This is a genomic window from Streptomyces lancefieldiae, assembly GCF_031845825.1.
GTDB lineage: Bacteria > Actinomycetota > Actinomycetes > Streptomycetales > Streptomycetaceae > Streptomyces > Streptomyces lancefieldiae.
On sequence record NZ_JAVRFH010000025.1, the window covers coordinates 103,661 to 118,214 of the forward strand.

Consider the following 14,554-nt stretch of genomic DNA (forward strand, 5'->3'; position numbering starts at 1 on the left):
GAAAGGGTTCACCGTCATGACGAAGCTCACGAGTCGCAGAGGACTGCTCTTCGGAGCCGCCGCCGTGTCCGCCGGTGCCGTCCTCACCGGGTGCACCAGCAACGACACCGACGACGGCGACGACAAGCCGACCGCCAACGACCAGCCGGCCGCCGACGACAAGCCGGGCAAGCAGGTCACCATCGGCTACGCCGGCCCCCAGGCCGACCACGGCTGGCTCAACGCCATCAACGACAACGCCAAGAAGCGCGCCGAGAAGTACTCCGACGTGACCCTGGAGGTCACCGAGGGCTCCAACGACACCGCGCAGCAGATCGGGCAGATCGAGACCCTCATCAACAAGAAGGTCGACGTCCTGGTGGTGCTGCCCGCCGACGGCAAGGCGCTCACCCAGGTCGGCCTGAAGGCCATGCGCGCCGGCATCCCGGTCGTCAACCTCGACCGCGTCTTCAACAGCCCCCAGGCCTACCGCTGCTGGATCGGCGGCGACAACTACGGCATGGGGCTCAACGCCGGTCACTACATCGGCGAGAAGCTCAAGGACAAGGCCGACGCCCGCGTGATCGAGCTGGCCGGCCTGGACAACCTGGAGCTGACCAAGCAGCGCACCCAGGGCTTCGACGACGCGCTGAAGAACTACCCCAACATCCAGAAGGTGGCCCGCCAGGCAGCCGACTTCACCGTCGAGTCCGGGCAGGCCAAGATGGCCCAACTGCTCCAGGCCCAGTCGAAGTTCGACGCCCTGTGGAACCACGACGACGACCAGGGCGTGGGCGCGTTGCGCGCCATCGAGCAGGCCGGGCGCGACGACTTCCTGATGGTCGGCGGCGCGGGCGCGCTCTCCGCCTTCGAGGCCATCAAGGCGGACCGCGGCGTACTGAAGGCGACCGTGCTGTACCCGCCGACCATGGCCGCCTCCGCGATCGACCTGGCCCGCGCCCTCGGTCAGGGCAAGGGCGTCGGCGGTCTCGCGGAGTTCGAGATCCCCTCGTCGCTGACCTGCTACTCGGCCGTCGTCGACAAGGAGAACGTCGACCAGTACATGTCCACGGGCTTCAAGTGAGGGCCCCCGCCCCGCGCGCGGCCTGACCAGCCCGCCGGGGCGGGGCCCACCCCCCACAGCGCCACCACGACGAGGAGGACATCCGCATGGGACAGCCGCAGCAGCCCGAGGGGGCCGGGGCTCAGGCAGCAGCCACCGGGACCGGGACCGAGAGCGGGACCGGGACCAGGGCGACGGGGGCGTCCGCGACCAGACCGCCGTTGCGCGTCGGCATGGTCGGCTACGCCTTCATGGGCGCCGCCCACTCCCAGGGCTGGCGCACCGCCGGCCGGGTCTTCGACCTGCCGCTGAACCCGGTACTGGCCGCGATCTGCGGGCGGGACGCCGACGCCGTCCGCGCGGCGGCCGACCGGCACGGCTGGGCGAGCACCGAGACCGACTGGCGGACCCTGGTCGAACGGGACGACATCGACCTCGTCGACATCTGCACCCCCGGCGACAGCCACGCCGAGATCGCCCTGGCCGCGCTCGCCGCCGGAAAGCACGTCCTGTGCGAGAAGCCGCTGGCCAACACCGTGGAGGAGGCGGAGGCGATGACCCGGGCCGCCGAGGAGGCGGGCGCACACGGCCGGTTGGCGATGGTCGGCTTCAACTACCGCCGGGTGCCGGCCACCGCGCTGGCCCGGCGGATGGTCGCCGAGGGGCGCATCGGCCGGCTGCGGCACGTGCGGGTGACGTACCTCCAGGACTGGCTGGTGGATCCGAAGGCCCCGCTGACCTGGCGGCTGCGCAAGGAACTGGCGGGTTCGGGAGCACTCGGCGACCTGGGCGCGCACATCGTCGACCTCGCGCAGTACCTCACGGGGGAGCACATCGCGGGCGTCTCCGCCCTCACCGAGACCTTCGTACGGGAGCGCCCGCTGCCCGCCGGCGCCGCGCGGGGCCTGTCCGCCGGCTCGGCGGACGGCGTCACGGGGCAGGTCACCGTGGACGACGCCGCCGTGTTCACCGGCCGCCTCACCTCCGGTGCCCTGGCCTCCTTCGAGGCCACCCGGTACGCCACCGGCCGCAAGAACGCCCTGCGCGTCGAACTCAACGGTGAACGCGGCTCGTTGGCGTTCGACCTGGAGCGCCTCAACGAGCTGTCGTACCACGACGGCACGGAGCCGGGGGAGCACGCCGGGTTCCGCCGGATCCTCGTCACCGAACCCGAGCACCCCTACCTGGACGCCTGGTGGCCGCCGGGCCACGGACTCGGCTACGAGCACACCTTCGTCCACCAGGCCCGCGACCTCGTCCACGCCGTCGCGGAGGGACGCCGCCCCGACCCCTCCTTCGCCGACGGGCTGCAGGTGCAGCGCGTGCTCGCGGCGGTCGAGGAGAGCGCCGAGAAGAACTCCGTCTACACCCCGATCGCCTGAGGAGGCTCGCAGCGACATGCCGCGCAACTTCACTCTCTTCACCGGCCAGTGGGCGGACCTGCCTCTGGAGGAGGTCTGCCGCCTCGCCCGCGACTTCGGCTACGACGGCCTCGAACTCGCCTGCTGGGGCGACCACTTCGAGGTCGACAAGGCCCTCGCGGACCCCTCCTACGTGGACTCCCGCCACCAGCTGCTCGACAAGTACGGGCTGAAATGCTGGGCGATCTCCAACCACCTGGTCGGCCAGGCCGTCTGCGACGCCATCATCGACGAACGCCACCAGGCCATCCTGCCCGCCCGCATCTGGGGCGACGGCGACGCGGAGGGCGTCCGGCAGCGCGCCGCGGCCGAGATCAAGGACACCGCACGGGCCGCGGCCCGCCTCGGCGTCGACACCGTCATCGGCTTCACCGGGTCGGCGATCTGGCACCTGGTCGCCATGTTCCCGCCCGCCCCCGAGTCGATGATCGAGCGCGGCTACCAGGACTTCGCGGACCGCTGGAACCCGATCCTCGACGTCTTCGACGCCGAGGGCGTGCGGTTCGCCCACGAGGTCCACCCCAGCGAGATCGCCTACGACTACTGGACCACGCGGCGCGCCCTGGAGGCGGTCGGCCACCGGCCCGCCTTCGGTCTCAACTTCGACCCCTCGCACTTCGTGTGGCAGGACCTCGACCCCGTCGGCTTCCTGTGGGACTTCCGGGACCGGATCTACCACGTCGACTGCAAGGAGGCCCGCAAACGTCTCGACGGCCGCAACGGGCGGCTCGGCTCCCACCTGCCGTGGGGCGACCCGCGCCGCGGCTGGGACTTCGTGTCGGCCGGCCACGGTGACGTCCCCTGGGAGGACGTCTTCCGCATGCTGCGCTCCATCGACTACCAGGGTCCCGTGTCGGTGGAGTGGGAGGACGCCGGCATGGACCGGCTGCAGGGCGCCCCCGAAGCGCTCACCCGCCTCAAGGCGTTCGACTTCGAACCGCCCAGCGCGTCCTTCGACGCCGCGTTCAACAGCTGATCCGAGCGCCCGACAGCAGGTCGGGGACGGGGGCCGGTACGTCCGCCGGTCCCCGGTCCGGCCTGCCCGAATCCCGCTTTGTCCTGCATTGGGGAAAAGTTAAATCATTCCTGACGCAAGGGGTGTTGGCCCCGGACGAACGCGGTTACCGTCCCTGAAGTGTTCAGGACACCCACACCTCCGGGGTGACGGCGCACCCCGGCGCCCGCACCGCACGTCTTCGCACCCATCCCGTACGGCCCATCCCGTTCCCGGAGGGACTTCGTGCACAGAAGCAGACTCAGAAGGACGACAACCCCGAGGCTTCGCACCACCCTCGCCCTGTTCACCGGCCTGGTACTGGCCGTGGGCACCCCGGCGACCGTCGCCGGCGCCCACCCCGGCCACCCGGAACACGACGAACCGGCAGCCGCCGCCGAGGGACAGTTCCAGCAGGTACCCCTCGCGAAGGGCGAGCCCGAGATGGGCGAGCCGATGTCGCTCGCCGTGCTCCCGGACCGCAGCGTCCTGCACACCGCCCGCGACGGCACACTGCGCCTCACCGACCAGGGCGGCGTCACCAAGGTCGCCGGCAAGCTCGACGTCTACAGCCACGACGAGGAGGGCCTGCAGGGCGTCGGCATCGACCCGGACTTCAAGAACAACCGGGCGATCTACCTCTACTACGCCCCGCCGCTCGACACCCCCGCGGGTGACGCCCCGGAGACCGGCACCGCCGAGGACTTCAAGAAGTTCGACGGCGTCAACCGCCTCTCCCGCTTCGTCCTCAAGGCCAACGGCACGCTGGACCTGGCCAGCGAGAAGAAGGTCCTGGACGTCGCGGCCTCCCGCGGCACCTGCTGCCACGTCGGCGGCGACATCGCCTTCGACGCCGAGGGCAACCTCTACCTGTCCACCGGCGACGACTCCAACCCGTTCGCCTCCGACGGCTACACGCCGATCGACGAGCGTCCGGACCGCAACCCGGCCTTCGACGCCCGCCGCAGTGCCGGCAACACCAACGACCTGCGCGGCAAGCTCCTGCGCATCAAGGTCGCCGAGGACGGTTCGTACACGATCCCCGAGGGCAACCTCTTCGCACCCGGCACCGAGAAGACCCGTCCCGAGATCTACGCGATGGGCTTCCGCAACCCGTTCCGCATCAGCGTCGACAAGAAGACCGGCACGGTCTACGTCGGTGACTACGGCCCCGACGCCGGCGCCGCCGACCCCAAGCGGGGCCCAGCGGGACAGGTCGAGTTCGCCAAGGTCACCAAGGCCGCCAACTTCGGCTGGCCGTTCTGCACCGGCGACAACGACGCCTACGTCGACTACGACTTCGCCACCAAGGCCTCCGGCGACAAGTTCGACTGCGACGCCCCGAAGAACACGTCCCCGCACAACACCGGCCTCACCGACCTGCCGCCCGCCCAGGCCGCCTGGATCCCGTACGACGACGGCTCCGTGCCCGAGTTCGGCACCGGCTCCGAGTCCCCGATGGGCGGCCCGGTCTACCGCTACGACCCGGACCTCGACTCCAAGGTGAAGTTCCCCGAGGAGTACGACGGCGACTTCTTCGCGGGTGAGTTCGGCCGCCGCTGGATCAAGCGGATCGAGCAGAACGAGGACGGTTCCGTCGCGAAGATCAACGACTTCCCGTGGACCGGCACCCAGATCATGGACATGGAGTTCGGCCCCGACGGCGCGCTCTACGTCCTCGACTACGGCCTCTCCTGGTTCCAGGGCGACAAGGACTCCGCCCTGTACCGGATCGAGAACGCCGAGGACGGCTTCTCCCCGATCGCCGAGGTGAGCGCCGACAAGACGTCCGGCGCGGCCGGCCTGAAGGTCGCCTTCACCGCCTCCGCCAAGGACGCCGACTCCCCGGACCTCACCTACGGCTGGGACTTCGGCGACGGCACCAAGGGCGAGGGGCTGACGCCCACCCACAAGTACAAGAAGATCGGCACCTACACCGCGACCTTCACCGCGAAGGACGCCGAGGGCAACACCGGCAACGCCAGCGTCCGGATCGTCGTCGGCAACACCGAGCCCAAGGTGAGGATCGACGTCCCGGGCAACGGCAGCCTGGCCGCCTTCGGCGAGCCCGTCCCCTTCAAGGTGACCGTCACCGACCCCGACGAGACCATCGACTGCTCCAGGGTCAAGGTCGCCTACAGCCTCGGCCACGACTCCCACGCCCACGAGCTGACCAGCGAGATGGGTTGTGAGGGCACCTTGAAGCCGCCCGCCGGGGACGGCGGTCACGACCCCAACGCCAACATCTACGGTGTCGTCGGCGCGAGCTACACCGACGGCGGGGCGAACGGCCAGGAGGCCCTGACCGGCACCGCCCGCACCGTGGTCCAGCCCCTGCACCGCCAGGCCGAGCACTTCACCGCCCAGTCCGGCGTGAACACCTTCGACAAGGCCGGCGCCAACGGTGGCAAGACCGTCGGCGACATCCACGACGGCGACTGGATCTCCTTCAGCCCCTACCGGTTCGACGGGCAGAAGAAGATGACCGTACGGGCCTCCTCCGGCGGCTCCGGCGGCTTCGTCGAACTGCGCACCGGCTCGCCCGACGGCCCGCTGCACGGCTCGGCGTACATCCCGCCGACCGGCGGCTGGGAGACCTTCCAGAACGTCGACGTGCCGCTGCGGGCCCTGCCCAAGCGCACCACGGAGATCTACCTGGTCTTCAGGGGCGGAGAGGGCGCGCTGTACGACGTGGACGACTTCGAGTTCTCCAAGGAGCCGTTCAAGGGCGGCAAGAGGGTCCTGGTCTTCTCCAAGACCGCCGGCTTCCGGCACGACTCCATCCCGGCCGGCATCGCCGCGCTGAAGGAGCTGGGCGCACCGGCCGGCATCACGGTCGACGCGACCGAGGAGGCCCGGCAGTTCACCACGGCCAACCTCGCCAAGTACGACGCCGTGGCCTTCCTGTCCACCACGGGTGACGTCCTCGACGCCGACCAGAAGTCGGCGTTCGAGAACTACGTCAGGAACGGCGGCGGCTACCTGGGCATCCACGCCGCGGCCGACACCGAGTACGACTGGAAGTTCTACGGCGGCCTCGTCGGCGCCTACTTCCACTCGCACCCGGCCATCCAGAAGGCCACCGTCCGCGTCGAGGACCACGACCACCCGGCCACCGCACACCTCGGTGACACCTGGGAGCACACCGACGAGCTGTACAACTACCGCACCAACCCGCGCGAGCAGGCCAAGGTGCTCGCCACCCTCGACGAGACCACCTACCAGGGCGGCACCATGAAGGGCGACCACCCGATCGCCTGGTGCCAGCCCTACGAGGGCGGCCGCTCCTTCTACACCGGCCTCGGCCACACCAAGGAGTCCTACGCCGACGAGACGTTCCGCGCCCATTTGCTCGGCGGCCTCCAGTACGCCACCGGACAGGTCAAGGCGGACTGCAAGCCGAGCAAGGACTACCGGAAGATCTTCAACGGCCAGACCCTGGACGGCTGGAAGCAGGCCGGCCCCGGCAAGTTCGACGTCAAGGACGGCACCCTGGAGTCCGACGGCGGCATGGGCCTGCTCTGGTACCAGGCCAAGGAGCTGAAGTCGTACTCCCTCAAGCTCGACTGGAAGATGCGGGGCGACGACAACTCCGGGATCTTCGTGGGCTTCCCCGCCTCCGACGACCCCTGGTCCGCGGTGAACAAGGGCTACGAGATCCAGATCGACGCCACGGACGCGCCCGACCGCACCACGGGCTCCGTCTACTCCTTCAAGTCGGCGAACACCAAGGCCCGTGACCAGGTCCTGCGTCCGCCCGGCCAGTGGAACTCCTACGAGATCAAGGTCCAGGGCGAACGCCTCCAGGTGTTCCTCAACGGAGTCAAGATCAACGACTTCACCAACAAGGACCCCGAGCGGAGCCTGACCGACGGCTACATCGGCCTCCAGAACCATGGCGCCGACGACCAGGTCTCCTTCCGCAACATCCAGCTGAAGGAACTGCCCACCTCGGGCGACTAGAACGGCGGCGGGCGGAGGACGCCGGACCTCCGCCCGCCGTCACCCCCCCGTGTGCCCACGACTGCTCGTGTGCCCACGACTGCTTGTGTGTGCGACCGCTCGTGTGTGTTCGACGCGCTCGACAAGGAGGCTGCCCATGTCCGCGTCCCCCTCTGGTCCCCGTGGTTCCCGTGGTTCCCGTACCGGTGTCTGGCTGATCGGGGCCCGTGGTTCCGTCGCCACCACGGTGGTGGCGGGCTGCGCCGCCGTGACCGCGGGGCTGCACCCGCCGACCGGCATGGTCACCGAGACCCCCGACTTCGCCGGCACAGGGCTGCCCGCACTGTCGTCCCTCGTCTTCGGCGGCCACGACACCGTGGACTGCCCCCTGCCCAAGCGGGCGGAGGCCCTGGCCGCCGGAGGCGTGCTGCCGCCCGGCCTGCCCTCCGCCGTGGAAGCCGAACTGGCCGCCGCCGACCGCGAGATCCGTCTCGGCGGCCCGCTGCCCGGTGACACCCGCGGCGAGGAGGAGCTGATCGCCGCCTTCGCCGCGGACATCACCGACTTCGTACGACGCTCGGGAGCGGACCGCGCCGTCGTGGTGAACGTGGCCTCCACCGAGCCCGCGCCCACCGGCCGCACCCTCCCGGCCAGCTCGCTGTACGCCGCGGCGGCCCTGCGCGCCGGCTGTCCGTACGTCAACTTCACCCCGTCGACCGGACTGCACCACCCGGCACTGGCGGCTCCGGCCGAGGCGAGCGGTCTGCCCTACGCGGGCCGCGACGGGAAGACCGGCCAGACCCTGCTGCGCTCGGTGCTGGGCCCGATGTTCGCGCAGCGGGCACTCACCGTGCGCGCCTGGTCCGGCACCAACCTCCTCGGCGGCGGCGACGGTGCGGCCCTGGCCGACCCTGCCGCCGCGGCGGCGAAGAACGCCGGGAAGGAGCGCGTCCTCGCCGACACCCTCGGTGCGGTACCCCAGGGCGAGGTACACATCGACGACGTGCCCGCGCTCGGCGACTGGAAGACAGCCTGGGACCACATCGCCTTCGACGGCTTTCTCGGCGCCCGGATGTTCCTGCAGACCACCTGGCAGGGCTGCGACTCCGCCCTCGCCGCGCCCCTCGTCCTCGACCTGGCCCGTTTGACCGCCCGCGCCCACGAGTCGGGCCGGTCCGGCCCGCTGGGCGAGCTGGGCTTCTACTTCAAGGACCCGGTGGGCGACGGTCCGGCGGGCCTCGCGGAACAGTACGCGGAGCTGACGCGCTTCGCGGCGGGGCTGCGGGACGCGGGCCCGGGGGGCCCGGCGGATCCCGACGCCCGAGCCGACCACCCCGGCGTCGGGGAGCAGCGGTGAGCCGCACGGTGGGGCCGGTGCCCTTGTCCCGTCCGGCCGCGGGGCCCGGCCCGGCCGCCGCGACGGCGCCCCGCGACGCCGAGGAGCCGGACCGGGGCGGCGCCGGTGCGGACGGGCGCACGCCCGGTACCCGTGCCCGTGCCCGCGCCCGCGCCCGCCTCAGGGCCGGGGCCGGTGCCTGGGCCGAACTCCTGCGCCTGCCCGCCCTGTTCACCGTCCCCGGCGACGTACTCGCCGGTGCGGCGGCGACCGGCCTTCGGGCCGGCCCCCGTACCCTGCTCGCCATCGGTTCCTCCGTCTGCCTCTACGAGGCCGGTATGGCCCTCAACGACTGGGCGGACCGCGCGGAGGACGCCGCCGAGCGCCCGCACCGCCCCATTCCGTCCGGTCGCGTCCGCCCCGCCGCCGCCCTCACGGCGGCCTGCGGTCTGACCGCGGCCGGCCTGGCCCTCGCGGCCCGCGCCGGCCGCCCCGCCGTCGCTGTCGCCGTACCGCTGGCGGCGACCGTGTGGGCGTACGACCTCGCCCTGAAGCACACGCCCGCCGGGCCCGTGGCCATGGCCGCGGCCCGGGGCCTCGACCTGCTGCTGGGCGCCGCGGCGACCGGCGGCGACGTCCGCGCGGCGGTGCCGTCCGCCGCGTTGCTCGGCACCCACACCCTCGCGGTCACGGCCGTGTCCCGGGAGGAGACCCGGGGCGGCTCCTCCCTCGCCCCCCTGGCGGCCCTCGCCGCCACCGGCCTCCTGGCCCGGCTGGCGGTCCGCCGCCCCACCCGACTCCCGGCAGGCCGACGGGAAGCAGCCACCCACGACCTGCCGGGCCCGACCTCCCACCACCCGGACCCCGGCGGTGCGCCCCGCCCGTCCGCCGCGTCCGGCCTGCCTGGCGGGAGTGGTCCGTCCGCCGCGTCCGGCCTGCCTGGCGGGAGTGGTCCGTCCGCCGCTTCTGGCCTGCCCGTCGGGTCCGGCCCGTCCGGCCTGCTGGGACGGACCGGCGTGACCGTCCCGCCGCTGGGGGGCACGTCCACTCCGTGGGGCGGGTCCGGGACGGGAGGCGGCCGGCCCCTTCCGGTTGGTCCATTCCGTCAGACTGACCCGGCTAGTCCGCTCGGCCCGTCTGGTCCGCTCGGTCGGTTGGGTTCGCTCGGTCGGTCGGATCGGCTCGGTCGGTCGGGTCCGCTCGGCCCGTCCGGCCCGGTGCCGGTTCCCCGACTCACCGCCGACCGGGCGACCGCGGCGCTCACCTCCGCCCTGACCGCCGCCTACGCCGTCACCGCCGCCCGCCCCTACTTCCACGCCGCCCTCAACTCCTCACCCCCGCTCACCCAGCGGGCCGTCGGCGGCGGGATACGCGCCACGATCCCCCTTCAGGCCACGCTCACCGCCCGTGCCGGCGGCCCGGCCACCGCCGCGCTGATCGCGGCCCTCGCGCCGCTGGGCCGGAAGTTCGCGAGGAAGGTGAGCATCACATGACCCCGCAGACCCCCGTCTCCCCCCGCACCCCCCTGCGTTTCGGCTACGGCACCAACGGCCTCACCGACCTCCGTCTCGACGACGCCCTCGCCCTGCTCGCCGACCTGGGCTACGACGGCGTCGGCCTGACCCTCGACCACATGCACCTCGACCCGCTCGCCGAGGATCTGGCCGCCCGCACCCGCCGGGTCGCGCACCGCCTGGACGCACTCGGTCTGGGCGTCACGGTGGAGACCGGCGCCCGCTATGTGCTCGATCCGCGCCGCAAACACGGCCCCTCCCTCCTCGATCCGGACCCGGTCGACCGCGCCCGCCGCGCCGACCTCCTCCTCCGCGCCGTCCGGGTCGCCGCCGACCTGGGCGCCCACGCCGTGCACTGCTTCAGCGGCACCACCCCGGCGGGCACGGACGAGGACACGGCGTGGAAGCGGCTCGCCGAGTCCCTCGCCCCGGTCCTGGACGCCGCCGCCACCGCGGGCGTCCCTCTGGCCGTCGAGCCCGAACCGGGCCACCTGCTCGCCACCCTCGCCGACTTCCATCGGCTCCGCCGAACCCTCGGCGACCCCGAGAACCTCGGCCTCACCCTGGACATCGGCCACTGCCAGTGCCTCGAACCCCTTCCTCCCGCCGACTGCGTGCGCGCCGCCGCGCCCTGGCTGAGGCACGTGCAGATCGAGGACATGCGCCGCGGCGTCCACGAACACCTTCCCTTCGGGGACGGTGAGATCGACTTCCCGCCCGTCCTGGAGGCCCTGGCCACCACCGGCTACCAGGGCCTGACCGTCGTCGAACTGCCCCGCCACTCCCACGCGGGTCCCCACTTCGCCGAACGCTCCCTCCCGTTCCTCCGCCGGGCCGCGGCAGCGTCCCACCACACGAACCGCTCGGGCGAGCCCTCCGCCACGCACTGAAGGGAGCCGCACCCATGACGCAGCCACACGCCACCCCCGTCAACGCCGTCACCCCCGACACCCAGGACACGGATGGCACCCCCGCCGTGCAGGACGTGCAGGGCACCACCCCCGCCCACGTCCCGCCGGCCGACCTGCGTGCCGCCCTCGCCGCCGAGCTCGGCGGAGCCGCCCGCGCCTGGCTGGACCAGGCCCTGGACGAGGCCGCCGCCCACCCCGGCACCCACGGCCCCCTCTCCGTGTGGGAGCTGCGCCTCGCCGAGGCCGGCCGTCGCTGCGGCCCCGCCCACGTCGACGCGGCCCGCGTCCTCGTCCTGCACGCGGCCCGGGCCGACACGGACGCCCTGACCCGGGTCTACTCCCAGGGCACCGCCGACGAACGCCGCGCCGTCCTGCACGCGCTGCCCCACCTCGTGCCCGGCCCCGACGCGCTCCCGCTCGTCGAGGACGCCCTGCGCACCAACGACACCCGGCTCGTCGCCGCCGCCCTCGGCCCGTACGCCGCCCGGCACCTCGACGCCCACCAGTGGCGGCAGGCCGTGCTGAAGTGCCTGTTCACCGGCGTCCCCGTCGACCACGTGGCGGACCTGGCCCGGCGGGCCCGTGCGGACACCGAACTCGCCCGCATGCTCGCCGACTACGCCGCCGAACGCACCGCCGCGGGCCGCACCGTCCCCGAAGACCTGCACCGCGTCCTGGCCCTGACCGAGCCCGTGACCCCGTCGCACGGCACGGCCGACCCCCACGGCAAGGAGTCCTGATGCGCATCTTCGACCCCCACATCCACATGACGTCCCGGACCACCGACGACTACGAGGCCATGCACGCCGCCGGCGTCCGCGCCCTCGTCGAGCCCTCCTTCTGGCTGGGCCAGCCCCGCACCTCTCCGGCCTCCTTCCGTGACTACTTCGACGCGCTGCTGGGCTGGGAGCCCTTCCGCGCCGCCCAGTACGGCATCGCGCACCACTGCACGATCGCCCTCAACCCCAAGGAGGCGAACGATCCCCGGTGCCTCCCCGTCCTCGACGAGCTGCCCCGCTATCTCGTCAAGGACCGGGTCGTGGCGGTCGGTGAGATCGGCTACGACTCGATGACCCCGGCCGAGGACACCGCGTTCGCCGCCCAGCTCCAGCTGGCCGCCGACCACGGCCTGCCCGCCCTGGTGCACACCCCGCACCGCGACAAGCTCGCCGGGCTGCGCCGCACCCTGGACGTGGTGCGCGAGTCGGCGCTGCCGACGGACCGGGTGCTGGTCGACCACCTCAACGAGACCACCGTCGAGGAGGCCAAGGACAGCGGTGCCTGGCTCGGCTTCTCCGTCTACCCGGACACCAAGATGGACGAGGCCCGGATGGTCGCCCTCCTGCGTGAGTACGGCCCGGAACGGGTCCTGGTGAACTCCGCGGCCGACTGGGGCAGGAGCGACCCGCTCAAGACCCGCAAGGTCGGCGATCTGATGCTCGCCGAGGGCTTCACGGAGGACGACGTGGACCTCGTGCTGTGGCGCAACCCCGTCGCCTTCTACGGTCTCAGCGGGCGGCTGGAACTCGACGTGACCCGGGCCGACGCCACCCACGAGGGCAACTCCATCCTGCGCGGCGGGGAGTGAGCCATGCGCTTCCGGCACCCCGACGGCAGCGTCGTCCACCTCGCGTACTGCACCAACGTCCACCCGGCCGAGACGCTGGACGGCGTCCGCGCTCAGCTCCGCGACCACTGCGAGCCGGTGCGTCGCCGCCTGGGCCGTGACCGTCTCGGCATCGGGCTGTGGCTGGCCCGCGACGCGGCCCACGCCCTGGTCACCGACCCCGCGGCCCTGCGCGGTCTGCGCACGGAACTGGACCGGTGCGGTCTGGAGGTCGTCACCCTCAACGGCTTCCCCTACGAGGGCTTCGGCGTCGGCGAGGTCAAGTACCGCGTCTACAAGCCGGACTGGGCCGACCCCGAGCGCCTGGAGCACACCACCTCTCTCGCCCGGCTGCTGGCCGGGCTGCTGCCCGACGACGTCGTCGAGGGCAGTATTTCCACCCTGCCGCTCGCCTGGCGCACCGCCTACGACGAGACTCGTGCGGACCAGGCCCGCGCCGCTCTGGTCACCCTCGCCGAACGCCTCGACGCCCTCCAGGAGCTGACCGGCCGCTCCATCCGCATCGGTCTCGAGCCGGAGCCCGGCTGCGTCGTCGAGACCACCCACGACGCCCTCGCCCCGCTGACCTCGATCGGCCACGACCGTATCGGCATCTGTGTCGACACCTGTCATCTCGCCACCTCCTTCGAAGACCCGCACACCGCCCTGGACGCCCTCACGGCCGCCCGGGTGCCCGTCGTCAAGTCCCAGCTGTCGGCCGCACTGCACGCCGAACACCCCGCCGACCCCGCGGTCCGTGAGGCGCTCGCGGCCTTCGCCGAGCCGCGGTTCCTGCACCAGACCCGCACCCTCACCGCGACCGGCCTGCGCGGCACCGACGACCTCGACGAAACCCTCGCAGGCGGCGGCCCGCTGCCGGACACCGCGCCTTGGCGGGCCCACTTCCACGTCCCCCTGCACGCGACCCCCGCCGCGCCCCTCACCTCCACCCTCCCCGTGCTCAAGGCCGCGCTGACCCGCCTGGTCGGCGGCCCGCACCCCCTGACCCGGCATCTGGAGGTCGAGACCTACACCTGGCAGGCCCTCCCGCCCGAGTTGCGGCCCCGCGCCCGCGCCCAGCTCACCGACGGCATCGCCGCCGAGCTCACCCTCGCCCGCGACCTGTTGACGGACCTCGGCCTGAAGGAACTGCCATGACCCGACCCACCCCCTCCGACGGCCCGACCCCCCTTCTCGTGCTGGACGTCGTCGGTCTCACTCCTCGTCTCCTGGACCACATGCCCCGCCTCAAGCAGCTGGGCCAGTCCGGCTCCCGCGCCCCTCTGGGCACCGTCCTGCCCGCCGTCACCTGCGCCGCCCAGTCCACCTTCCTCACCGGCACCATGCCGTCCGAGCACGGCATCGTCGGCAACGGCTGGTACTTCCGCGAACTCGGCGAGGTCCTGCTGTGGCGCCAGCACAACGGCCTCGTCACCGGCGACAGGCTCTGGGACGCGGCCCGCCGCGCCCACCCCGGTTACACCGTCGCCAACATCTGCTGGTGGTACGCCATGGGTGCCGACACCGACTACACCGTCACTCCCCGCCCCGTCTACTACGCCGACGGCCGCAAGGAGCCCGACTGCTACACCCGCCCCCCGGCCCTGCACGACGAACTCACCGACGCGCTCGGCACCTTCCCCCTCTTTCACTTCTGGGGTCCCGGCGCCGACCTGGTCTCCAGCCAGTGGATCATCGACGCCACCCGGCACGTCATCCGCACCCGCCATCCCGACCTCACCCTGTGCTACCTCCCCCACCTCGACTACGACCTGCAGCGCTTCGGCC

Annotated in this window: 10 protein-coding genes and 1 pseudogene; all 11 read left to right on the forward strand. The window is 72.5% G+C overall.

Features of this window, described 5'->3' with window-relative positions; all coding sequences use genetic code 11:
• The first annotated feature begins 16 nt into the window (after window positions 1-16).
• Window positions 17-1,063 carry a substrate-binding domain-containing protein gene (locus tag RM812_RS23615; protein WP_311575248.1) on the forward strand — a complete coding sequence of 349 codons (1,047 nt, stop codon included), beginning with the start codon at window positions 17-19 and terminating at the stop codon, window positions 1,061-1,063.
• Between the two features lie 86 nt (window positions 1,064-1,149).
• Window positions 1,150-2,424: a Gfo/Idh/MocA family protein gene (locus tag RM812_RS23620; RefSeq protein ID WP_311575249.1), complete on the forward strand. Its 1,275-nt coding sequence runs from the start codon at window positions 1,150-1,152 to the stop codon at window positions 2,422-2,424.
• 16 nt (window positions 2,425-2,440) lie between these two features.
• Window positions 2,441-3,439 (forward strand): sugar phosphate isomerase/epimerase family protein, encoded by a 999-nt coding sequence (locus RM812_RS23625; protein WP_311575250.1) that lies wholly within the window; start codon window positions 2,441-2,443, stop codon window positions 3,437-3,439.
• Window positions 3,440-3,703: 264 nt separating this feature from the next.
• Window positions 3,704-7,420, forward strand: a complete 3,717-nt coding sequence (locus RM812_RS23630) for a ThuA domain-containing protein (RefSeq protein WP_311575251.1) — start codon at window positions 3,704-3,706, stop codon at window positions 7,418-7,420.
• Window positions 7,421-7,556: 136 nt separating this feature from the next.
• Window positions 7,557-8,756: an inositol-3-phosphate synthase gene (locus RM812_RS23635; RefSeq protein WP_311575252.1), complete on the forward strand. Its 1,200-nt coding sequence runs from the start codon at window positions 7,557-7,559 to the stop codon at window positions 8,754-8,756.
• 191 nt (window positions 8,757-8,947) lie between these two features.
• Window positions 8,948-9,541 (forward strand): annotated as a pseudogene (locus RM812_RS43095) (SCO3242 family prenyltransferase); the annotation flags it as partial.
• Between the two features lie 683 nt (window positions 9,542-10,224).
• The gene (locus RM812_RS23645; RefSeq protein WP_311575254.1) at window positions 10,225-11,139 is read left to right on the forward strand and encodes a sugar phosphate isomerase/epimerase family protein; all 915 of its coding nucleotides are present in this window, start codon (window positions 10,225-10,227) and stop codon (window positions 11,137-11,139) included.
• A 14-nt stretch (window positions 11,140-11,153) separates the two neighbouring features.
• Window positions 11,154-11,900 (forward strand): EboA domain-containing protein, encoded by a 747-nt coding sequence (locus RM812_RS23650; RefSeq protein ID WP_311575255.1) that lies wholly within the window; start codon window positions 11,154-11,156, stop codon window positions 11,898-11,900.
• Window positions 11,900-12,748: a TatD family hydrolase gene (locus RM812_RS23655; RefSeq protein WP_311575256.1), complete on the forward strand. Its 849-nt coding sequence runs from the start codon at window positions 11,900-11,902 to the stop codon at window positions 12,746-12,748. The genes RM812_RS23650 and RM812_RS23655 overlap by 1 nt, the downstream gene beginning before the upstream one ends.
• Before the next feature lie 3 nt (window positions 12,749-12,751).
• The gene (gene eboE / locus RM812_RS23660; protein ID WP_311575257.1) at window positions 12,752-13,924 is read left to right on the forward strand and encodes a metabolite traffic protein EboE; all 1,173 of its coding nucleotides are present in this window, start codon (window positions 12,752-12,754) and stop codon (window positions 13,922-13,924) included.
• The coding region (locus RM812_RS23665; protein WP_311575258.1) for an alkaline phosphatase family protein at window positions 13,921-14,554 on the forward strand (634 nt) is incomplete at its 3' end. The genes eboE and RM812_RS23665, both read left to right, overlap by 4 nt.

Bases quoted from the DNA above. Each gene is read 5' to 3' on its own strand.
- RM812_RS23635 (WP_311575252.1), top strand. From the start codon at position 7,557: ATGTCCGCGTCCCCCTCTGGTCCCCGTGGTTCCCGTGGTTCCCGTACC.
- RM812_RS23650 (WP_311575255.1), top strand. From the start codon at position 11,154: ATGACGCAGCCACACGCCACCCCCGTCAACGCCGTCACCCCCGACACC.
- RM812_RS23655 (WP_311575256.1), top strand. From the start codon at position 11,900: ATGCGCATCTTCGACCCCCACATCCACATGACGTCCCGGACCACCGAC.
- RM812_RS23615 (WP_311575248.1), top strand. From the start codon at position 17: ATGACGAAGCTCACGAGTCGCAGAGGACTGCTCTTCGGAGCCGCCGCC.
- RM812_RS23625 (WP_311575250.1), top strand. From the start codon at position 2,441: ATGCCGCGCAACTTCACTCTCTTCACCGGCCAGTGGGCGGACCTGCCT.
- RM812_RS23645 (WP_311575254.1), top strand. From the start codon at position 10,225: ATGACCCCGCAGACCCCCGTCTCCCCCCGCACCCCCCTGCGTTTCGGC.
- eboE (WP_311575257.1), top strand. From the start codon at position 12,752: ATGCGCTTCCGGCACCCCGACGGCAGCGTCGTCCACCTCGCGTACTGC.
- RM812_RS23620 (WP_311575249.1), top strand. From the start codon at position 1,150: ATGGGACAGCCGCAGCAGCCCGAGGGGGCCGGGGCTCAGGCAGCAGCC.